This is a genomic window from Bifidobacterium erythrocebi (assembly GCF_012932675.1).
GTDB lineage: Bacteria > Actinomycetota > Actinomycetes > Actinomycetales > Bifidobacteriaceae > Bifidobacterium > Bifidobacterium erythrocebi.
The window spans coordinates 165,243-187,394 of record NZ_JAAIIF010000008.1; the positions used below are offsets into that span (position 1 = coordinate 165,243).

17 protein-coding genes and 2 tRNA genes are annotated in these 22,152 nt (G+C 61.9%); 17 read left to right on the top strand and 2 right to left on the bottom strand.

What is annotated here, in order from left to right; all coding sequences use genetic code 11:
* Window positions 1-44 precede the first annotated feature (44 nt).
* The 7 genes from glgA to G1C98_RS04280 all read left to right on the top strand — a co-directional run bounded on the left by glgA (window position 45) and on the right by G1C98_RS04280 (window position 10,416).
* Window positions 45-1,289, top strand: a complete 1,245-nt coding sequence (gene glgA / locus G1C98_RS04250; protein WP_169079552.1) for a glycogen synthase — start codon at window positions 45-47, stop codon at window positions 1,287-1,289.
* A gap of 166 nt (window positions 1,290-1,455) precedes the next feature.
* The gene (locus tag G1C98_RS04255) at window positions 1,456-2,304 is read left to right on the top strand and encodes an ABC transporter ATP-binding protein (RefSeq protein ID WP_169079554.1); all 849 of its coding nucleotides are present in this window, start codon (window positions 1,456-1,458) and stop codon (window positions 2,302-2,304) included.
* A 128-nt stretch (window positions 2,305-2,432) separates the two neighbouring features.
* A complete protein-coding gene (leuS, locus tag G1C98_RS04260) occupies window positions 2,433-5,369 on the top strand; it encodes a leucine--tRNA ligase (RefSeq protein ID WP_169079556.1) in 2,937 nt (978 codons plus the stop codon).
* A gap of 239 nt (window positions 5,370-5,608) precedes the next feature.
* On the top strand, window positions 5,609-6,898 hold the full coding sequence (gene sstT, locus G1C98_RS04265) for a serine/threonine transporter SstT (RefSeq protein WP_169080146.1): 1,290 nt from the start codon (window positions 5,609-5,611) through the stop codon (window positions 6,896-6,898).
* Between the two features lie 469 nt (window positions 6,899-7,367).
* Window positions 7,368-7,955, top strand: a complete 588-nt coding sequence (locus tag G1C98_RS04270; RefSeq protein WP_169079558.1) for a ComEA family DNA-binding protein — start codon at window positions 7,368-7,370, stop codon at window positions 7,953-7,955.
* 4 nt (window positions 7,956-7,959) lie between these two features.
* Window positions 7,960-9,702 carry a ComEC/Rec2 family competence protein gene (locus tag G1C98_RS04275; RefSeq protein WP_169079560.1) on the top strand — a complete coding sequence of 581 codons (1,743 nt, stop codon included), beginning with the start codon at window positions 7,960-7,962 and terminating at the stop codon, window positions 9,700-9,702.
* A gap of 108 nt (window positions 9,703-9,810) precedes the next feature.
* Window positions 9,811-10,416 carry an isochorismatase family protein gene (locus tag G1C98_RS04280; protein WP_169079562.1) on the top strand — a complete coding sequence of 202 codons (606 nt, stop codon included), beginning with the start codon at window positions 9,811-9,813 and terminating at the stop codon, window positions 10,414-10,416.
* Between the two features lie 34 nt (window positions 10,417-10,450).
* Here the strand turns inward: G1C98_RS04280 and G1C98_RS04285 are convergent, their stop codons facing one another.
* Window positions 10,451-10,933 (bottom strand): hypothetical protein, encoded by a 483-nt coding sequence (locus G1C98_RS04285; RefSeq protein ID WP_169079564.1) that lies wholly within the window; start codon window positions 10,931-10,933, stop codon window positions 10,451-10,453.
* A gap of 483 nt (window positions 10,934-11,416) precedes the next feature.
* On the opposite strand from G1C98_RS04285, the gene G1C98_RS04290 reads away from it, so the two are divergent.
* Both G1C98_RS04290 and G1C98_RS04295 read left to right on the top strand, forming a co-directional pair.
* The gene (locus G1C98_RS04290) at window positions 11,417-13,030 is read left to right on the top strand and encodes an ATP-binding cassette domain-containing protein (protein WP_169079566.1); all 1,614 of its coding nucleotides are present in this window, start codon (window positions 11,417-11,419) and stop codon (window positions 13,028-13,030) included.
* A 103-nt stretch (window positions 13,031-13,133) separates the two neighbouring features.
* A complete protein-coding gene (locus G1C98_RS04295; protein WP_169079568.1) occupies window positions 13,134-14,507 on the top strand; it encodes an MATE family efflux transporter in 1,374 nt (457 codons plus the stop codon).
* Window positions 14,508-14,519: 12 nt separating this feature from the next.
* Here G1C98_RS04295 and G1C98_RS04300 read toward each other — a convergent pair whose 3' ends face one another.
* Window positions 14,520-15,182, bottom strand: coding sequence for a YczE/YyaS/YitT family protein (locus G1C98_RS04300; RefSeq protein ID WP_169079570.1), 663 nt, complete (start codon window positions 15,180-15,182; stop codon window positions 14,520-14,522).
* Between the two features lie 485 nt (window positions 15,183-15,667).
* On the opposite strand from G1C98_RS04300, the gene holA reads away from it, so the two are divergent.
* The 8 genes from holA (at window position 15,668) to thrS (ending at window position 22,129) form a co-directional block, all read left to right on the top strand.
* Window positions 15,668-16,639 carry a DNA polymerase III subunit delta gene (holA, locus tag G1C98_RS04305; RefSeq protein ID WP_169079572.1) on the top strand — a complete coding sequence of 324 codons (972 nt, stop codon included), beginning with the start codon at window positions 15,668-15,670 and terminating at the stop codon, window positions 16,637-16,639.
* Window positions 16,636-17,229: a tRNA (adenosine(37)-N6)-threonylcarbamoyltransferase complex ATPase subunit type 1 TsaE gene (gene tsaE / locus G1C98_RS04310; protein WP_417852292.1), complete on the top strand. Its 594-nt coding sequence runs from the start codon at window positions 16,636-16,638 to the stop codon at window positions 17,227-17,229. Before holA ends, tsaE begins: the two co-directional genes overlap by 4 nt.
* A gap of 6 nt (window positions 17,230-17,235) precedes the next feature.
* On the top strand, window positions 17,236-18,027 hold the full coding sequence (gene tsaB, locus G1C98_RS04315; protein ID WP_169079574.1) for a tRNA (adenosine(37)-N6)-threonylcarbamoyltransferase complex dimerization subunit type 1 TsaB: 792 nt from the start codon (window positions 17,236-17,238) through the stop codon (window positions 18,025-18,027).
* Window positions 18,024-18,551 carry a ribosomal protein S18-alanine N-acetyltransferase gene (rimI, locus tag G1C98_RS04320; protein WP_169079576.1) on the top strand — a complete coding sequence of 176 codons (528 nt, stop codon included), beginning with the start codon at window positions 18,024-18,026 and terminating at the stop codon, window positions 18,549-18,551. The genes tsaB and rimI overlap by 4 nt, the downstream gene beginning before the upstream one ends.
* Window positions 18,548-19,591 carry a tRNA (adenosine(37)-N6)-threonylcarbamoyltransferase complex transferase subunit TsaD gene (gene tsaD / locus G1C98_RS04325; protein WP_169079578.1) on the top strand — a complete coding sequence of 348 codons (1,044 nt, stop codon included), beginning with the start codon at window positions 18,548-18,550 and terminating at the stop codon, window positions 19,589-19,591. The genes rimI and tsaD overlap by 4 nt, the downstream gene beginning before the upstream one ends.
* A gap of 107 nt (window positions 19,592-19,698) precedes the next feature.
* Window positions 19,699-19,771 (top strand) — tRNA-Asn (locus G1C98_RS04330).
* 49 nt (window positions 19,772-19,820) lie between these two features.
* A tRNA-Asn gene (locus G1C98_RS04335) sits at window positions 19,821-19,893 on the top strand.
* A gap of 202 nt (window positions 19,894-20,095) precedes the next feature.
* Entirely contained in the window at window positions 20,096-22,129 is a 2,034-nt protein-coding gene (gene thrS / locus G1C98_RS04340) for a threonine--tRNA ligase (RefSeq protein ID WP_169079580.1), read from the top strand.
* The last annotated feature ends 23 nt before the right edge of the window (window positions 22,130-22,152 follow it).

Sequence of the window (22,152 nt, forward strand, 5' to 3'; positions counted from 1 at the left end):
GCTGAAAACGACTCCAATTCCAACGCTGGAAAGGAACTTCCCCCATGAAAGTCGACATTCTCACCCGTGAGTACCCGCCGCATGTCTATGGCGGCGCAGGCGTGCACGCCGAAGAGCTCTCCAAGGTATTGGCGGAACGTATCGATGTGACGGTCCGTGCGTTCGACGGCCCGCGTACCGCGGCCGACGTCCCCGCCATCGCAGGCACCGATCCGAAGGGATCGCTGCATGTGGTGGGGTATGACACGCCTGCCGAGCTGAAGGACGCCAACGCCGCGCTGAAGACCTTCGGCGTCGATCTGCAGATCGCCAACGATGTGGACGCCGATCTGGTCCACGTGCACACCTGGTACGCCTGCCTTGCCGGCCGTCTGGCCCAGCAGCTGCACGAGGTCCCGCTGGTCATCACCGCGCATTCGCTCGAACCGTTCCGCCCATGGAAGCGCGAGCAGCTTGGCGGCGGCTACAATTTGAGCTCCTGGGCCGAAAAGGACGCCTATGAGCACGCCGACCGCATCATCGCCGTATCCGGCGGCATGCGTGAGGACATCCTCGCCGCGTACCCGAACGTCGACCCGAATAAGGTCGTCGTGGTGCATAACGGCATCACCATGTCCGATTTCGCCACGCCGAGCGACGACGATGAAGGCTGGAAGGTCTTCGACCGCTACCACATCGACCGCAGCAAGCCGACGTTGCTGTTCGTCGGTCGCATCACCCGTCAGAAAGGCCTGCCGTACTTGCTGAAGGCGCTGCATCTGATCGATCCGGGCATCCAGGTGGTGCTGTGCGCCGGAGCCCCGGACACCCCGGAGATCGCCGAGGAGGTGAAGACCGCCTTCGCCAAGCTCGACGAGGAACGCGGCAATATCATCTGGATCGAGGAGATGCTGCCCAAGCGCGAGCTCAACGCGCTGGAGCATGGCTGCGACGCGTTCATCTGCCCGTCGATCTACGAACCGCTCGGCATCGTGAACCTTGAGGCCATGGCCTGCGGGCTGCCGGTGGTCGCCTCCGCGACGGGAGGCATCCCGGAGGTCGTGGTCGACGGCGAGACCGGCTACCTGGTGCCGATCGACCAGCTGCACGACGGTACCGGCACCCCCACCAATCCGGACAAGTTCGTGGCCGACATGGCCGCCGCCATCGATAAGGTGATGGCCGATCCAGAACTGGCCAAGAAAATGGGTCAGGCCGGCTACGAGCGTGCACGAGACCATTTCAGCTGGGAATCCATCGCCGACCAGACCGTCAAGGTCTACGAGGACGTGCTTGCCGAACGCAAGTGAGCCCGCTTCGATGACGTACCGGGAACATCTACGGGGCGAGCACACATAGCACCGTGGCGAATGGACGTCATCTGGCACTGAGGTGAGCCGCGCGATATTCTTACGCATGGAATATCGCGCGGCTTTTCGTATGCCGCGCAGGATCTCGTACAAGTGAGGGTGATATATGGGCAAGACCGTACTGCAGCTCGACAATGTGGAATTCCGTCGCAACCGTCGTGTGATCATCACCGATGTGAACCTGACCGTCCATGCGGGGGAGAGATGGGTGCTGTTCGGCCCCAACGGCATCGGCAAGTCGACCTCCGTCGGCATGCTCGCCGCCCGCACGTTCCCCTCCGAGGGCAAGGTGTTCATCCTCGGTCATCAGCTCGGCAAATACGACGTGTTCAAGCTGCGTACCCGCATCGGTCTGGCGTCGGCCGCATTGGGACGCCAATTCCCCCAGTTCGAGGATCCGCTGGATGCGGTGGTCACCGGGCTGAGCGCCGTGACCGGCAAATGGCGCGACGAATACTCCGACGAGGATTACGCGCGCGCCCGCCAGCTGCTGCGCGACTTCTCCGTCGGATACCTCGAAGGCAAGCAGATGTGGCGTCTGTCGGAAGGCGAACGCACCCGCGTGCTCATCGCCCGCGCACTGATGGGCGACCCGGAACTGCTGATCATGGACGAGCCGACCACGGGCCTCGACCTGGGCGGGCGCGAACAGGTAATGCGTACGCTGAGCCGTATCGGCAACGAATCATCCGATCGCGCGGTGGTCCTGGTCACGCATCGCCTTGAGGAGATCCCCGAGGGATTCGATCACATCGCCATCATGGGACGCAAGCCGGTCTGCGCGCAGGACGCCACCGAGGACGGCATCGACGCCATGGGCAACCCTTCGGCCGGAACCATCGTCTACACCGGTTCGCTGGAGGAGGGACTGACCGACGAGCGGCTCTCCGAATTGTTCAATATGCCCATCGAGGTCGAGCATTCGCACGGCCGTTGGGCCGCCTACGCCGTGTGACGATCGCCGTGCGGCGGGGCTTGCGGGTATAACGATTCACCCGCGTCCGTCGGCACCCTTGCGGAAAGATGAATGAAATGTGAGAAAAGCCGTGCAACTGTCCAGTTGCGCGGCTAATTTCTTGCCTTATGAGTGAGACTGAACCGAAGTTCCGTTACAACGCCGCAATGGCGCAGGACATCGAAACCAAATGGCAGAAGAAGTGGGATGACGAGGGCACGTTCTGGGCGGCGAACGTCTCCGGCGACCTGAAGGACGGCAAGGGCCGCAACGCCGAGGGCCGCCCCTCGTACTTCGCGATGGACATGTTCCCCTACCCGTCCGGCAAGGGCCTGCACGTCGGCCATCCGCTGGGCTACCTCGCATCCGATGTGGTGAGCCGCTACCACCGCATGAAGGGCGAGAACGTGCTGCACGCCATGGGCTACGACGCCTTCGGCCTGCCGGCCGAGCAGTACGCGGTCCAGACAGGCCAGCATCCGCGCGTGACCACCGAGGCGAACATCGCCAACATGTCCCGCCAGCTGCACCGCATGGGCCTGAGCTTCGACAACCGTCGTACCTTCGCCACCATCGATCCGGGCTACGTGCGCTGGACCCAGTGGATCTTCTCCCGCATCTACGATTCCTGGTATGACGAGGACGCCACCAACCCGAGCGGTTCCAAGGGCTCCGCTCGACCGATCAGCGAGCTGATCGCCAAGTTCGAATCCGGCGAAAAGGCCATTCCGGGCCATGAGGGCCAGACATGGGCCGACCTGAGCGAAGCCGAGCAGGCCGATGTGCTCAACGATTTCCGCCTGGCGTACATCTCCAAGTCCCCGGTGAACTGGTGCCCCGGTCTGGGCACCGTGCTCGCCAACGAGGAGGTCACCGCGGAAGGCAAGTCCGAACGTGGCAACTTCCCGGTGTTCCAGCGTGAGCTGCGCCAGTGGTCCATGCGTATCACCGCCTATGGCCACCGCCTGATCACCGACCTCGACGGCATCGACTGGCCTGAGAAGGTCAAGCTCATGCAGCGCAACTGGATCGGCGAAAGCCATGGCGCATCCGTGCATTTCGCCGTCGAGACCGCCGATGGCACGCAGGACATGGAAATCTACACCACGCGTCCCGATACGCTGTTCGGCACCACGTTCGCTGTGGTCTCCCCGGAGCATCACCTGCTGGAGCATGTGCCCGCGGCATGGCCGGAGAACACCCCCGAGGATTGGAAGGGCGGATACGCCACCCCGATCGAGGCAGTGAAGGCCTATCGTCTTGAAGCCGAGTCCAAGACGGCCAAGGACCGTGTGGACGAAGCCGGCGAGAAGACCGGTCTGTTCACCGGCCTGTACGCCACCAACCCGATCACCGGCGCCCAGCTTCCGCTGTTCACGGCAGACTACGTGCTCATGGACTACGGCACCGGCGCCATCATGGCAGTGCCTGGCGGCGATCAGCGCGATTACGATTTCGCCGTCAAGTTCGGTCTGCCCGTCATCTACACCGTGCAGCCGCTGCCCGAATCCGGCGACGACCTGTCCAACTACGAAGGCAAGGCGCCGTTCGTCTCCCATGACGGCATCGTCATCAACTCCTCCGTGGACGCCACCAAGGCCAAGGGCGACGCGCTGAGCCTCAACGGTCTGCGCGTGGACGACGCCATCGCCAAGGTGAACGAATGGCTCGAATCCGCCGGCGTGGGCAAGGGCACCGTCAGCTACCGTCTGCGCGACTGGCTGTTCAGCCGTCAGCGCTACTGGGGCGAGCCGTTCCCGATCGTATACGGCGAGGATGGCACCCCGCATCTGCTGCCCGACTCCATGCTGCCGATCAACCTGCCGGACGTGCCGGACTATTCGCCACGCACCTTCGATCCGATGGACGCCGAGTCCAACCCGGAAGCGCCGCTGAGCCGCAACGAGGATTGGGTGAAGGTCCAGCTTGACCTGGGCGACGGCGTGAAGACCTACTACCGCGACACCAACACCATGCCGAACTGGGCCGGTTCCTGCTGGTACTACATGCGCTATATCGATCCGAACGACACCGCCCATATGGTCGAGAAGAACGAATTCGACTACTGGATGGGGCCGAACCACAACAAGTACTCGGGCGACGAAGGCGGCGTGGATCTGTACATCGGCGGTGTGGAGCATGCCGTGCTGCACCTGCTGTACTCGCGCTTCTGGCACAAGATCCTCTTCGATCTGGGCTACGTGGATTCCGCCGAACCGTTCCACAAGCTGTTCAACCAGGGCATGATCCAGGCATACGCCTACACCGACGACCGCGGCCAGTACGTGCCCGCCGACGAAGTGGTGGAGGGTCCCGCCGACGCCAACGGCGAGCCGACCTTCACCTGGAACGGCGAACACGCCAACCGTGAGTTCGGCAAGATGGGCAAGAGCCTGAAGAACATCGTCACCCCGGACTACATGTACGAGAACTACGGTGCCGATACCTTCCGCCTGTACGAGATGAGCATGGGCCCGCTGGACGAGTCCCGCCCGTGGAACACCCGCAACGTGGTCGGCAGCATGCGCTTCCTGCAGCGTCTGTGGCGTAACGTGATCGACGAGGAGACCGGCGAGGTGAAGGTCACCGAAGCCACCCCGGACATCAAGACGCTCAAGCTGCTGAACAACACCATCGCCGACGTGACCGTCGAGATGGAGGGCATGCGCCCGAACACGGCCATCGCCAAGCTCATCGTGCTCAACAACCACCTGACCGGTCTCAAGAGCGTTCCGCGCGCCGCGGTCGAACCGCTGATTCTCATGCTGGCCCCGATTGCACCGCATGTGTGCGAGGAGCTGTGGAGCAGGCTCGGCCATGACGAGTCCCTGTCCGCTGCACCCTGGCCGGTCGCCGATCAGCAGTACGTCGGCCAGGATACGGTCACCGCCGTCGTGCAGATTAAGGGCAAGATCCGCGCCAAGCTCGAGGTCTCCCCGGACATCGCCCCCGATGATCTGCAGAAGATGGCCCTCGACGCCGTCGCCGATCGCCTGGGTGGCAAGGAGCCCCGCAAGGTGATCGTCAAGGCACCGAAGATCGTGTCGATCGTTCCCGCCGAGTAAGGTCTGCGATTCATCACGATTCCAATCGAACGAAACGGCATCCGCCTGAACGGCGGGTGCCGTTTCGGCGTATACGGGCGTTTTTCGGCGTGGCATGGTGCGGAATGTCTGCGTTCCGGGCATCTTGGACATCGATGGCACGGTTCGGCTACGATGTTCTGCGGTTCGTGTGCGCGCATGGAGAGGCGCGCGCAATGGAACAGAGCAAGAAAGAGAACAAGGAAACGGAAGTAAGACTTATGGATAAAGTCGTGAAACTGTTCAGGGACATCGCCGCCCGATATAACGGCATCGCCCTGATACTGCGCATCATCATCGGCATGATCGTCGGCACGGTTCTGGCGCTGGTCGTGCCGAACGCCACATGGATCGGCGAGTTCGGCACCCTGTTCGTCAGCGCCTTGAAGGCCATCGCCCCGATTCTGGTGTTCGTGCTGGTGGCCAGCGCCCTCGCCCAGGGCAGTTCCAAGCTGGATCGTCGTTTCGGTCTGGTGCTGTGGCTCTACCTGTTCTCCACCTTCATGTCCGCTGTGGTGGCGGTGCTTGCCAGCCGTCTCTTCCCGCAGACGCTGGCGCTCGGCAAGGCGGCGAAATCCGATGTGGTGCCGCAGGGACTCGGCCAGGTGGCTCAGAACATGCTCACCGACATCGTCACCAATCCGATCCAGTCCATGATCGACGGCAATTACATCGGCATTTTGATGTGGGCATGCCTGTTCGGCATGGCCATGAAGAGGATCGCCGCGGAAAGCAGCAAGACCTTCCTGGCAAATGTGGCCGATTCCGTCTCGCAGCTGATCCGCTGGGTCATCAACCTCGCCCCGTTCGGCATCATGGGTCTTATCTTCACCAACATCTCCGAGAACGGCCTGTCCACCTTCGCCAAGTACGGCAGCCTGCTGCTGCTTCTGGTAGGCACCATGCTCTTCATGGTGCTGGTGGTCGCCCCGGCCATCATGTTCGCCTACCTGCATCGCAACCCGTATCCGCTGGTGTACCGCTGCTACAAGGAATCCGGCCTGACCGCGTTCTTCACCCGCAGTTCCGCGGCGAACATTCCCGTCAACATGCAGCTGTGCGAGAAGCTTGGGCTGGACAAGGACATGTACTCCGTCTCCATTCCGCTTGGCGCGACCATCAACATGAACGGTGCGGCCATCACGATCACCATCATGTCCATGGCGGCCGCGAACACGATGGGCATCCAGGTCTCCCTGCCCGCTGCGATCGTGATGTCCGTGGTGGCGGCGTTGGGCGCCTGCGGCGCATCCGGCGTGGCCGGCGGCTCACTGCTGCTCATCCCGATGGCCTGCTCGCTGTTCGGTCTGTCCAACGACGTGGCCATGCAGGTGGTCGGTGTCGGTTTCATCATCGGCGTGATCCAGGATTCCGTGGAGACCTGCGTCAACTCCGCCAGCGATGTGGAGTTCGCCGCGACCGCCGAGTACCGTTCGTGGATCAAGCAGGGCCGCCAGCTGCCCGCCTTCATGTATTCGAAGAAGCAGCGTAAGGCGCTTGGCATCGACTGATACGGCCGTGCGTCTTGATAGTGGCGCGAGGCACTGCATTATGCGGGGTGCTTCCGGGGTGATCTGCCCGGAAGCACCCCGCTTTTTCTCGTCCGCTCGTTCCGTACGAGTCCGCGGCCGATTGTGATGAAAGGGTGATGGCCGGTGCAGGTCCCGTCCACATGCTCCGCTCGGTTGGACTTAATCCTGCCGCATGGGTCACTGTTGAGCCATGAGTCTTCACCGAGAACACGACGGGGCCGTTGATCCGGCACACAGGCTTCGCGCGCTTACGGAACCGCAGGTCCGGCGGCGGGCCCTTCGCGATGCAGAGCATGCGTCCGCAGGCGAGCGGCCATGGAATAACGCGGTACCGTGCCGGCAAGGTCGGGACGTTGCGGCATCGCGCACGCCTCCGCCGCCTCCGGCGTCATCGAGTACCGCCCGAAGCGCGACTGGCAAGGCGTCGTCCGTAGGGCAACTCGCCGGCGTGCGGGAGTGTGACGCCGACATTCCCGTCGAACGGCGTACGCGCAAGGCCGCGCCTCGCATTGCATTCACCCCGGGGCATGCGTTGGCCGCGATACTGCTGTTGGTGGCGGTCACCTGTGCGAGCCTGACGTTATTGGTGCGCCAATCCCTGAACTACGCCGAAGCCGGTCGGGCATCCGCAGGGCAGTCATCCGTAAAGACCTACGAGGCACAGCAGACCGAATCGTCAAACGGCACGCAGTCGCCCGGTCGTCTTTCCCCGCAGCAGCAAGGCGAACAAGCGAACGACGGGGAAGCGCAAAGCCAATCGACCAACAAGCACAACGAATCCGTCGAAGCGTCCGGACCGTCCGAATCTGCTCAGGCGGAGCAGCCGCAGATACAGGCGAGCGGCGGCCTGATCAATCTCAACACGGCCACCTTGGATGAGCTCGATTCGATCAATGGCATAGGTCCGGTGACCGCGCAGAAGATACTCGACCATCGGAAACGGATAGGCAGGTTCTCCAGCGTCGACCAATTGCTGGAAGTATCGGGGATCGGCGCGAAGACGTTGGAGAAGATGCGTTCGAAGGTCACGGTATAGCGAGATGACCGGCGATAAGCGGCAGGAGCAGGGGAGCCGGGATTACAGGCTGCTGCCTGTCGCCGTGGCGGTATGGGGCTCGATGCTGGTCGCCAATCGGCTGTTCGCGATTCTCATCGAGGGGGAGCCCGCGCTATCCTCGTTCGGCGTGCAGGGCATTACGGGTGCAATGCTGTGGCCGTTGATTGCCGTCATCGCCGTATGCGGTTTCCTTGTGGGGCGTCGCACGGCCATACGCCATATGCGGGCATCTTGCCTTGCCCCGGATTCGCGCATCATGGCGATGGTGGTGATTGCGGCAGTTGCCGTCGGCATGGCATCGTCATGGGCATGGATGTCCATGCAATGGCATGATTCTGCGGCGGCCGCGGCACGGGAGGGCAAGGCCTCCGTCGTTGCCGTGGGCACGATTGCGGAACCGCTGAAGACATCCACGGTGCGGGACGCCGACTGCCAGGTGGAGGTCGATTTGGATGCCATATTGATCCGTGATATCGAGAAACAATCCGTAGCACGTATCCGCGTGTTCGCGGACAGGCAATCATGCGGCAGGATGCTGCGCGGTGCAACATACCGCATGACGGGCTCGTTAAGCGAAGCCGAATATGGTGCCACGGCACTATGGCTGCGGCTGGAATCGGGGCAAAGCGTCGAATGCATCCGGCCGCCATCCGTGTTCGAACGCGTGCGGGCACGGTTGCAGGAGCGTTTCTTTGCCGCGGTGTCGCGTCTGTCCGATCAGGGACGTGTGCTGGTGCCAGGATTGACCATGGGCGTGCTGGGCCAGGACCATGTTCCCTCCGACGGGCAATGGGTCGATGGACTGGTGAATGAGACCTATGCGGCCCGTATGGAGGATTCGTTCCGCAATGCTGGAATCATGCATCTTATGGCGGTTTCCGGCGGTCATTTCGTGCTGATTGCCGGACTGGTCCGGCGGCTTTGTGCGGGTCTGCTGCTGCCGCGCGGTGTCACCGCCTGCGGCATCGCCATAAGCTATGCCTTGTTAGCTTCATTGATGGCACCAGGGGATTCGGTTCTGCGTGCGCTGTGCATGGGATGGCTTGGTGCCTTGTCCTTGGCCGTGGGACGGCGTACTCAGGCACTGAGCGCCTTATGCTGTACGGTCATCGGGGCGCTGCTGGTATGCCCATCCCTGGCGACGAGCTACGGATTCGCCCTATCGTGCGCCGCGGTGCTCGGTATCGTCATACTCTCCAGTCCCATGACCGTTGCACTGGCCAAGATCATGCCGAAACCAGTCGCGGCCGCACTTGCCATGACCGTCGCGGCGCAATCGACCACGTTGCCGATCCAGGTGCTCATGGAACCGCAGCTGCCATTGCTCTCATGCCTTGCGAATCTTCTGGTGGCTCCGGTGGTGTCGTATGCGACGCTGCTTGGCTTGGCGGCCCTGGCGTGTGCATGGATCAGTGTCGATGCGGCATTCGTGTTCGCCTGGCTCGCTTCAGGCGGAACCAGGGTGATGGAGGTCGTCGCGCAATCCCTGGGGGACGCAGAGTATTCGGTGCTGCCATGGGAAAGCGGTGCCGTGGGTGCGCTGCTGGTGGTGCTTCTTGAGATCGCAGTCGCACTTGCCGTCATCTACGTGACGCGATGGGCGAAGCGACGCAGGACAGATGACGGATATGCGGTCGGTCGTTTCGGACGCAATCCCAAGAACGGCTTGGAAATCTGGATCTCCGACACCTTGTGTCTGTTCGGTGGGGACTCGTGGAGCTCATGATGGACAGTGCTATGGACGACATGGTCCTGCAGGATGGGATATGCATGATGCCGGCGAGCCAAGGAACCTACCATGGGGCATATCGGCAATCGAGTCAGGAGGAGACCCATGACCAAGGCGCTTATCGTGGTGGACGTGCAGCCCACCTTCTGTGAAGGCGGTGAGCTCGGCGTGGCGGGAGGCAACGCCGTAGCGGAACGCATCGCACAATACGTGACCGGACATCGCGGCGACTACGCATATATCGCCACCACACAGGACTGGCATATCGATCCCGGAACGCATTGGTCCGGTAATCCCGATTTCGTGGACACCTGGCCGGTGCATGGCAAGGCTGGCACGCCGAACGCAGACCTGCATCCGGCAATCGCCGCCCTGCAGATCGAACATCATTTCAAGAAAGGGCAGTATTCGCCGTCGTATTCCGGTTTTGAAGGGTATGAGGACAACACCGATCGGATTCCGACGCGCGAGCAGGCTCTGGCCGATGCGCATGAGAGCATGAGTCTCGCCGACGCGTTGAAAGCGTCGGGCGTCACCCGGGTCGACGTGGTCGGTCTGGCCGAATCGCATTGCGTCAAGGAGACGGCGCTTGATGCGAGAAAACTTGGTTATGAGGTCCATGTCATCGAACGACTGACCGAACCGGTCAGTGAGGAGCTTGGCATCGCCGCCCGCAAGCAGATGCGCGAGGCCGGCATCATACTCGACTGATCGGTGGGTGACGGCACGGAGACGAAGCTATCGGTCAGTAGCCCTCGTCGATATAGACCCATCCTTTGCTGGCGTCTTCGGATTCGGGACTCCACGCATACCAGAGTCCCCACCCCTTGGCGGATTCCGGCGATGCGCCCCCGTGGGCGCAGGTGTAGTCGCTGGTCAGCATGATGACGTTGGCCATGCCGTACCGGCTGATGGCCGAGGCGATGGACGAGCTGCCGCCCGTACGGGTCGTCTCCTGTTCGAGCGCCAATATCGATTTGGACTGCGTGTCGTCATAGTCGAGCGAATCGATCCGACAGCCGTGGAAGTCGCGCAGATGCTTCAACGCCACATCCTCGGCATCGCGTATCTGCGCCCGGCTGAATGTCCCGGTGCCGTGAATGGTGATCCTTGTCCTGGAAGTATCGGCGGGACTGGAGGAAAGCCATGCGTAACCGCAGGCCACGAGCAGCACCGCTGCAAGCAGGACGCTCGCCGTAAGGAGTGCTTTTCTGCCTGTTTCATCCATTCGTTCCTGTTCGTTCAATGATGCCCCCTAACCGGTTTCGCGATGCCCCTGCCGGTGGCCGACCGCATCATCTTCATATTTTACGGGATGCCGCGACCATCCAGCAGCTGCCAGATTCCGCTCCTACCCATGTCACCGAGGCATGCGCCCGGCAAGATGGACTCCCCGGAGCATGTGAGGCACATGGTTCCGGTTTCAATGGCGCTTCTCGCCGACACGCCCGGTTTGCACCGGAATCCCTTCCGCCATATATTTTGGCACGAGTAAGCGGAATCGGGTCCCTCCACATGCCAAAGGGGCCGTCAAGAGGAGAACACGGGACATTGCGTATCTAGCGGGTGGCGAATATCTTCGGCAGGACCGTGCGCGTCGAAGCGCACTGCCGCAGGTTGTCCGTATGCAATTTACACGGTTCCATATTCGTCCACGCTTTCATACGTCAATGCACCAGCAGTGCGCCCGTATAAGGAACGGGACCCCTACATGGCCCAGCCAATAACGCTTACGCTTACCAATATCTCCTATATCTACCCATCCGAGCCGGACCCACTGTTCGAGAACGTGTCCGCATCCTTCCCGCGGGGATGGACCGCCGTGCTCGGCGACAACGGCATCGGCAAAACGACGCTGATGAGCATCGCGACAGGGGCATTGGCCCCGACACGTGGTGTCGTCACGCCGTCGCCGCGGAATCTCATCTGCGCCTACTGCCGTCAGGAAACCGACCTGGAACCGGACAATCTCTATGATTTCGCGGCAGACTGGTCTCCTGAGACAACGCGCGTACGCAACGCCTTGCGCATCGGCGACGACTGGGCATACCGCTATGGAACGTTGTCCGGTGGGGAGGCCAAACGCCTCCAAATCGCATGCGCCCTTGCCCTGCGCCCCGACGTGCTTGTACTGGACGAACCGACCAATCACGTCGATGTGGCGACGCGATCCGCAATCGCCGAAGCCATGCACCAATATCACGGCATCGGCATGGTCGTCTCCCACGATGTTCCGCTGATCGACGCTACATGCGAGCGCTGCATCATGTTCGAGCGCAGACACGTCAAGGGCCGCAACATCACCGTGGCGGAGACCTATAGCGGCGGCTACACGAGGGCGGCGGAGCAGATGGATGCCCGAGACCTTCGCGACGAGGATTCGCTCAGGTCCGCAAGACACGAGCTGGCGCGACTCCGGGCGGCACGCGTCCAACGTGGGCAGGCGATGCGCAGCGCCGAGGCGCGTAAACATAGCGGCCGGAGCATAGACCCCCGGGACCACAGCGCACTCGATCACCACAAATGGGTCGAGAAGCAGTCCGACAAGGCCTCGGCCGCGGCATACCGACTGATATCCAGACGGGTCGATCGGGCGCGCCAAACGCTCGATTCGTTGTCGACCGCATCGAAACGGTACGACGGAGACATCTGGATCGATATATGCCCGAGCGGCAGGAAGGAGCTGGTGCGTCTCCCGGCAGGTTTCCTTGCCTTCGGCACGACCAGGGTGGACGATGAGACCCATGGGAGGAATCCCGCGGCATCGGTGCTGCGCGTCGAGGGAAACCGGTGGATGGTGACGCGGCGGTGCGCCGGAACGGATGGGGACGGACGATGGGCGGATGGCATCGACATCCCCTCGCTGAGCATCGGTCCGCGCGATCATATCGCCCTTACCGGTCCCAATGGTTCGGGCAAGACCACTGTAGTCGGCTCGCTGCTCGCCGCCTTGGACGGGGAACCTCCGTGTCTGTTCATCGCACAGCAGATCGGTGAGACTACGCGCCGAGGCGTTATGGACAGGTTCGCCCGGCTGGATGACGGGAACAGGTCCACGGTGCTCGGATTGTTCGCTCGGCTCAACGCCGACCCGGACAGGCTCCTGGCCTCAGACAGGCCGTCGCCGGGCGAATTGCGTAAGCTCATGCTGTGCTTGGGAATCATGGACAAGCCGCGACTCATCGTCATGGACGAGCCGACGAACCATCTCGATTTGGACTCCAAACGAGCGTTGGCCCGATGCCTGGCCGACTATCCCGGTGCGATGCTGATCGTCAGCCACGACGAATGGTTCCTCGGCCAGGCCCTCGGCGGTGCCGCGTGAATCCGGCGTGACGGCGCATCCCGGCCCATGGCATGTCCCGGGTATTCCCGGAAAGGAGGATAATGGTGCCCCGGTCCATGTGGCAGACGGGAGAGAAAAGCATATGAATGAGACGACGGGGGAGAAGCCGGGGGTGCAGGGGAACACGCTGGGAACCGCGCCGGTAGGCAGGTTAGCCGTATCGCTCGCCTTCCCGGCCGTCGTGGCGCAGGCGTGCAATGCGCTCTACACCATCATCGACAGGCTGTTCCTGGCAAGGATTCCGGAAGTCGGCGACCTTGCCATGACAGGGGTGGGCGTCTGCTTCCCGATTCTGCTCGCCGTCTCGTCGTTCGCCGCGCTCGTCGGCAACGGTGGCGCGCCATTGGCGTCCATCGAACTTGGCCGCGGCAACATCCGCAAGGCGGAACGCATTCTCGGCACCAGTGTCGCCGCGCTGATCGCCATATCCCTTGTGCTGCCCGCATTGCTGCAACTGTTCAAGGAGCCCATTCTGTTCGCCTTCGGCGCAAGCCGCGACACCATTCCCTACGCCATAAAGTTCCTGTCCGTCTACCTTTCGGGAACCGTTTTCGTGCAACTGGCGCTCGGGCTGAACACCTTCATCACCGCGCAAGGCAAGGCGCGCGTCGCCATGGTATCGACGCTGCTCGGCGCGTTGCTGTCCGTGGCGCTTGACCCGCTGTTCATCTTCACCTTCGATATGGGCGTATACGGTGCCGCGCTGGCCAACGTGGTGGCACAGGCCGTGTCGGCGGTATGGGTGATCGGCTTCCTGTGCTCGAAGCGAAGCATCATCCGACTGCATGTGCGCGACATCCGCTTTGACAGGCTGCTCGGTTCGGTGCTGATGCTCGGCGTCTCGCCGTTCATCATGCAGCTGACGGAATGCGTGATCCAGGTCGTGTTCAATTCGAGTCTGCAACGGTACGGGGGAGACGCATACGTGGGCGCGATGACCATCATCACCAGCCTGATGCAGCTCGTATGGGTGTTCTCGAACGGCGCGAACCAGGGGGTCCAGCCGATCATCGGCTACAACTATGGGGCCCGCAGGTTCGACCGTGTGAAACGGGCATACCGCGGGATGCTGTTCACGCTGGTCATCGTGAACAGCATCATGGTACTGACCTACGCGATGTTCCCCGTTACATTCGCCGGACTGTTCACATCGGATCAGGACATCACGGACGTGGTGGTCCGCATGCTCCCGCTGTTCAGCTGCGGCATGGGCGTGTTCGGCGTGCAAAGCGCCACGCAATGCGCCTTCGTCGGTATGGGGCAGGCCAAGCCGTCACTGTTTCTTGCCATTCTGCGCAAGATCATCCTTCTGGTGCCGTTGGCGCTGATCCTGCCGCATATCGCCGGTCTGGGAGCAAGCGGCGTATTCCTGGCGGAACCGATTTCGGACGTTCTTTCCGCGATCATCGCGGGACTCCTGTTCCGCAGGCTATCGCCGAAACTGTTTGCACCATGAGCGCACGACGCGTCAGCGATTACGTTCGGTGACCAGCGCGAGCGAACGGATACGCTCCGGGAACGTGAAGGTCCTGTTGATGACATTGATGATGGAGCCGACGCACAGCGCCGAAATGACGGTGCCCAGGCCAACGCCGCGCAACGAGCCGAAGAACACGAACGACAGCGCCACGGCGACGGCGATCAGCGATACGTCGAACACGATCTTCGTGGTGCCGTACTTGGCGTGGGCGACGATCGACAACGCGCGCACGATCCCCTCGCCGGGGACCATCAGCACATTGGGGGAGACCTCGATCACAATGCCGAATCCCATGATGCAGCATCCGATCGCGATACACAGCAGTCGCTGCCACAACGTGTTCGGAACAAGAAACGACAGCAACGACATGCTCACATCGATCATCGCGCTGAACAACGCGTTGACGGCGATCTGCAACAGCTGCACCGGGTGGAAATCACGCCGCAGCAGCACGATCTGAAGCGCAATGAACACCATGTTCATGATGAACGTCATCATGCCGAAACTCAACGGGAAGCGAAGACTCAGCACATACGGCACGCTGGAGATCTGCGAAGTACCCATATCGCCCTTGGTGATGAAGGCGATGGCGAACGAATTGATCATCACCCCGCACAGAAAACAGGCAAAACGGCTGGCAATATGATTCACAGACTCTCCTCTCACGCAACGAATAGCGGCGAACAAATGGACAACGTAAGAAAGCGTCTCGACACATGCCCACAACCATGGTCACACTGTGAAACATGCGGGGGAAATCCCATGGCTGGAGAGGTAGACCAGTAGTAGTTCCGGTTCGGCAAAGAAGCATGAACGGGAACTGCAACGGAAGGTAAACATCAAAGGTAACATCATGCGTAAGAACACCATTGATTTCGTCCCCGACGATTCCGCCAGCCACGAGTGGACCGAATACGACAGCCGGCTTGTGGAAGAGTACGCGGAACAGCTCAGGACCATCAGCATAGGCTGAATCGCCCGCGAAAGCGGACACAGGGGTGGGGCCCGTCGAGTGCACGCTCGACGGGCCCCACCCATATCTCATCCCGCATCATCCGATACTCAGCATCCAGCCTATGATGCGCACGCGCAGCCGATGAGCGTCGATTGTCCAGTGATATGTGGAGATTGAAGCCATGGCAAAACAAGCAGGAAAACCCATGCGCATCGTATACGGCGGCGACGCCTACCTCAACGAGCAAACCGTACGCGACCTATGCCACCAAGCACTCACCGCAAGGCCGGACGCCGACCTCATCGAACTCGACGCGACGACGGCCGACCAATACTCCTTCAACGAAGCGGTCAGTCCCTCGCTGCTATCCGATATTTCGGTCGTTCGCATCGCCAACCTGCAAAATGCCGATGACAAGCTCGGCAACGCCATGCTCTCCTACTGCAAGCAGGCAGGCAAGGACCCCGATAACTCCAGCATCGTCATCTGCCAGCACGAAGGTGGCAACAAAGGCAAGCGACTCCTCGACCAACTCACCAAAGCCGGCGCGGACAAAAAGGACATCCCCGACCTGAAAAAGCCCGAAGCCAAGCTCAACTTCGTCCTTACCCAATTCGAGCGACGCAACCGGCGAATCGACCCCATGGCCGCCCAACAGCTCGTCGACGTGCTCGGCGAGCGCACCGGGGAGCTCGCCGCCATGTGCAACCAGCTGTGTTTCGACTTCGATGACAATCCCATGGGGCTCAACCGCGTCAACCAATACCTCACGGCAAACGCGCAGGTCACCGGATTCGCCCTCGCCGACGCCGCACTTGCGGGGCGAACGGCGGATGCCATCATCATGATGCGTTCCGCCATCGAACAGGGAACCTCGCCCATCGCGCTCATCGGGGCGCTTGCATCGAAACTACGCGGCGTGGCAAAGGCGGCGGCCGTGAAATCAGGTACCATCTCCACGGCCGAAGCGGGCATGCCGTCCTGGATGCTCAAGAAGGTGCGGCTTGGCGGCTGGACGTCCGCCGGATTATCCGCATGCATCCAGACGCTCGCCTGGGCGGACGAACAAAGCAAGACCAATGGCGGAGACCCCGTCTATGCGCTTGAGCGAAGCATCGAATGCATAGCGGCGAAAGGAAGGGAACGGCAATGACCATGAACGGCGAAACGGAAGAACAGTGCGGCGCGATCGTGCTTGAAGCGCCGACCGGCGAGGCCATGCGCGCCATCGGCGAACGGCTTGCGCATATCGTGCGAGGCGGCGATGTGCTGCTGCTATCAGGTCCGCTCGGCGCCGGCAAGACCACGCTTGCCCAGGGATTCGGTGCCGGGCTTGGCGTCGCCGAACCGATCGTCTCCCCGACGTTCACCATCGCGCGCGAGCTTGACGGCACGTTCCCGAGCGGCGGCCACGCCCACATGATCCATGTGGATGCCTACAGGCTTGGCGGAGCCGACTATGCGCCGGGGCAGGACGGCATCGACAGGCTTCTTGACGAGCTCGAATCACTCGGACTCGACGAGGAGCTTGAAGACCCCGGCGAGAACACCGTCATCCTCATGGAATGGGGGGAGCAGATGGCCGCCGCCCTTGCCCCGGAACGTCTTGAGATCCACATCGATCGCCCTGCGCGACTTGTGCAAAACACCGATGAGCCGACCAGCGAAGGTACTAGAATCGTCACCTTGGTGCCCGTCGGCAGTGATTGGGCGCAACGAGCAGCAACCCTTGCAGGAAAGTGACAGGATATGGGCGCGAACGAAACAGTGCTGGTGATCGACACATCATATGGTTCCACCGTCGGTGTAGCGGGGCACGACCCCATCGTGGAATCGGATTCCCGCACCCATGTCGAGAAGCTGCAGGTGAACATCGCCAAGGCCATGGAAACGGCTGGGCTCAAGCCAAGCGACATCGACGTCATCGTCGCCGGCGTGGGGCCGGCCCCCTTCACCGGCCTGAGGGCCGGCATCGTGGCCGCCAAGGCCATCGCGTTCGCCACCGGTGCCAGGCTGGTCGGACAGAACATTCTCGAACCGCAGGCATGGTGGAATGCCGAGCGCCATGCCGCACCCGTCGACGATATGCAGGTGCTCACGCTTGCCGTGAACGATGCGCGGCGCAAACAGCTGTACTTCGAATTATGCGGGCCTTGCACCGCCCATGACGGCGCTATGCGTGGGGCCGAGCCGCTGATCGCCATGGATATCGACTATCCCGCCAATATCGCCTCACGTGTCAATGAGGCCGTGGCGGCCTTTGAGCAGGCGTCCTCCAAGAAGGCGGTTGTCGATGTCGTCGGGCATGGGGCCGCCAAATATGCGGATACCCTGGCATCGATCCGTTCGTTGGGCGACATCGTGGATGGATCCGTACTCGACCAGGGTGCGCATGGACTCGATGTCTTTACCTGTGCGGCTCGTGATGGCAACCATGTGGACGCTGCCGTCGAGCCGCTGTACCTGCGCCGGCCCGACGCCGAGATTCCGAGCCCGTTGAAGCATGTGCTCGGTCATGGCGGCGCAAAGGCCGCACGATGATCGTCGATATCCGCGACCTTGACCGGGAACAGGTGATCGAAGCGATCAGTGCGCTGGAGGCGGAACTGTTCGGCAGGGGAGCTTGGAGCGAGGCGTCCGTACGGCAGGAACTGGATGCTCCCGCACGAACGTACTTCGCCGATGTGGACGATGCCTCCCATATCCGTGGTTATGCGGGCTTCTGGTATGACGGCGACGATGCGGAGATCATGACGATCGGTGTCGGCAAGGCGTATCAGCGGCAGGGGATCGCCGCGGCGCTGCTCGGCCGGATGATAGCCGAGGCCAAGGCGCAGGGGGCCGCGCGCATGCTGCTTGAGGTGCGAGTGGACAACGTTCCGGCGCTGGCGCTCTACGAACGTTTCGGTTTTCAGCGTCTCGGATTGCGCAAACGGTACTACCAGCCCGAAGGCATTGACGCGTACACCATGAGCCTTGACATAGCGCGGCCCCACATCGTGGGATTCCAATCCGCGAACGCCACACGAGAAGAAACCGCACAGGAAGAAGGAGAACGGCAATGAGCGAACCTGTTGTGTTGGGCATCGAATCCACCTGCGACGAAACGGCGGCGGCCGTCGTGCGCGGGCGTACGCTGCTGTCCAATGTGGTGGCTTCCTCCATGCAGGAACATGCGCGGTATGGGGGAGTGATTCCGGAGATCGCGTCGCGCGCCCACGCCGAGGCGTTCGTGCCGTGCGTCAGCAAGGCGCTGCATGATGCGGACATGAGTCTGTCCGATGTGGATGCGATCGCGGTGTCCGCGGGCCCGGGACTGGCAGGCTGCCTTGCCGTCGGCGTTTCCGGTGCCAAGGCGCTGGCCTGGGCGAGCGGCAAGCCACTGTACGGCATCAACCATGTCATCGGGCATATCGCGGTGACGCAGCTGCAATTCGGCGCGGTCAGCGAGAACACCATGGCGCTGATCGTCTCCGGCGGGCACGCCTCGCTGCTGCACGTGACCGACATCGCCCGCAACATCGACGTCGTCGGCACCACGCTGGACGATGCGGCCGGCGAGTGCTTCGACAAGGTGGCCCGACTGCTGGGATTCCCATACCCGGGCGGCCCCCATATCGACCGTCATGCGCAGAACGGCAATCCCAAGGCCATCAAGGTGCCCCAGGGGCTGACGCAGGGGCAGGCCGGCACCAAGCATCCTTACGATTTCAGTTTCTCCGGCGTGAAGACGGCCGTGGCCCGTTGGGTGGAGAGCCAGCAGGCCCTGGGTCATGAGATCCCCGTCGATGATGTATGCGCCTCGCTGGCCGACTCCGTGGCGACCGTTCTGGCGAAGAAGACCATGCGCGGGTGCAGGCAGTACGAATCGGATACGCTGATCGTCGGAGGCGGATTCTCCGCCAACTCGCAGCTGCGTGCCAAGCTGGTGGAGTACGGCAAGAGCAACGGCGTGGACGTCCGTATCCCGGAGATCAAGCTGTGCACCGACAATGGCGCGATGGTCGCGGTGCTCGGCGCGAACCTTGTGGAGGCGGGCGTGACACCAAGCGCTCCGGATTTCTCCATCGATTCCGCGATGCCGCTCACCACGATTTCGCTGTAAACCCTTGTGGCATAAGGCGACACGCCGTAAGGCGCACCGATTTGCGTTTGCCCTTGCCGTGTGTATTATATGTGTCTTGTGCGCAAGGGAAACCTTGCAGCCAACATTCCCGCGTAGCTCAGTTGGCAGAGCGTCTGACTGTTAATCAGAATGTCGCTGGTTCAAGCCCAGCCGCGGGAGCTCGGAACGAGTTTCCTGCACAGGAAGGTTGTTCGGAAAAATTGAATATTCCCGCGTAGCTCAGTTGGCAGAGCGTCTGACTGTTAATCAGAATGTCGCTGGTTCAAGCCCAGCCGCGGGAGCCCATCGGAGGTCGCCGGCATCACGCCGGCGGCCTTTTTGTTTTCGTCACCAATGCACCTTGGGATGCATCCCGGAACAAAGCGCCATCCGTCCCAATCCGCGGCTTGCATTTGTCGCGCCGAATGCCTATCGTGGCTGCTGTTGATAACCAGTCCAGGCCTGCACATTGGTACCGCGGGCCCCGATAGCAAAGGACACATCATGGCGCAAAGCTCCATCTCCATCACAGTCAACGGCGAAGCGAAGGAGGTGGAAGCAACCACCACCGGCGTAGAGCTGTTCTCCGACGACAAGAACATCATCGCGGTGCGTCTGAACGGCGAACCCCGCGACCTGTACACGCCGCTTTCCGACGGCGATACCGTTGAGGGCATCGCTCTCGACTCCGAGGACGGCGTCGCGATCATGCGTCATTCCGCCACCCATGTCATGGCCCAGGCAGTGCAGGAGCTCTACCCCGATGCCAAGCTCGGCGTCGGCCCGGTGATCAAGGACGGCTTCTACTACGATTTCGACGTCGAGCAGCCGTTCACCCCCGAGGATCTGAAGAACATCGAAAAGCGCATGCAGCGCATCATCAAGTCCTCCCAGTCCTTCCGTCGCCGCGTGGTGACCGAGGAGGAGGCTCTGGCCGAGGAGGCCGACCAGCCGTACAAGATCGAGCTCATCAAGGATAAGGAAGCGCATCTGGATCCGGCCGCGGCGACCGAGATCAGCGAGAAGGAACTGAGCTTCTACGACAACGTCGACCGTGACGGCAATGTGGTCTGGAAGGATCTGTGCCGCGGACCGCACCTGCCGAACACCCGTTACATCAAGGCGTTCAAGATCGAGCGTTCCGCCGCCGCGTACTGGCGTGGCAGCGAGGCGAACCCCATGCTGCAGCGCATCTACGGCGCGGCATTCGCCACCAAGGAGGATCTGAAGGCCTATCAGACCCGTCTGGAGGAGGCCGCCAAGCGCGACCACCGCAAGCTTGGTGCCGAAATGGATCTGTTCTCCTTCCCGGACGAGATCGGCCCTGGTCTGGCCGTCTTCCACCCGAAGGGTGCCGCCGTCATCAACGCCATGGAGGATTACTCCCGCGAGATGCACCGCAAGCATCACTACAGCTTCGTGCAGACCCCGCATATCACCAAGGGCGGTCTGTACGAGACTTCCGGCCACCTGCATTGGTATAAGGACAGCATGTACCCGCCTATGCGTCTGGACGAGGAGAAGGACGAGAACGGCAATGTGATCAAGCAGGGCTTCGACTACTACCTGAAGCCGATGAACTGCCCGATGCACAATCTGATCTTCAAGTCCCGTCAGCGTTCCTACCGTGAGCTGCCGCTGCGACTGTTCGAGTTCGGCACCGTGTACCGTTACGAGAAGTCCGGCGAGGTGCATGGCCTGACCCGCGTGCGCGGCCTGACTCAGGACGATTCCCATATCTACTGCACCCGCGATCAGATGAAGGACGAGCTCAAGAGCCTGCTCAACTTCGTGCTGGGACTGCTCAAGGACTTCGGCCTGGACGACTTCTACCTGGAGCTGTCCACCAAGGATCCGCACAAGTACGTCGGCTCCGACGAGATCTGGGAGGAAGCCACCAACACGCTGGCCGAGGTCGCCAAGGAATCCGGTCTGGAACTGGTTGACGACCCCTGCGGCGCCGCGTTCTACGGCCCGAAGATCTCCGTGCAGGCACGTGATGCGATCGGCCGTACCTGGCAGGTCTCCACCATCCAGCTCGACTTCAACCTGCCTGAGCGTTTCAAGCTCGAATACATCGCCGCCGACGGCACCCATCAGCGTCCGGTGATGATCCACCGCGCACTGTTCGGCTCCATCGAGCGTTTCTTCGCCGTACTGCTCGAGCACTACGCAGGCGCCTTCCCGGCATGGCTCGCCCCCGTCCAGGTGCTGGGCGTGCCGGTTGCGGACGAATTCGCCCTGCACCTGCAGAAGTTCATCTCCAGCCTGGAGGAGGAGACCGTTCGTTGCGAGATCGACCTGTCCGACGATCGTTTCGGCAAGAAGATCCGCAACGCCTCCAAGTCCAAGGCGCCGTTCATCCTCATCGTCGGCGAGGAGGACATGAACAACAACGCTGTGAGCTTCCGTTTCCGCGACGGCAGCCAGCTCAACGGCGTGCCGGTCGACGAGGCCAAGGCCAATATCCTGAAGGTCATCAAGAAGCGTGTCCAGGTGAACACGGTCGATGACTTCAAGGCCGCCATCGCCGACTGAACCCCTTGGCGCTAAGCGGATAT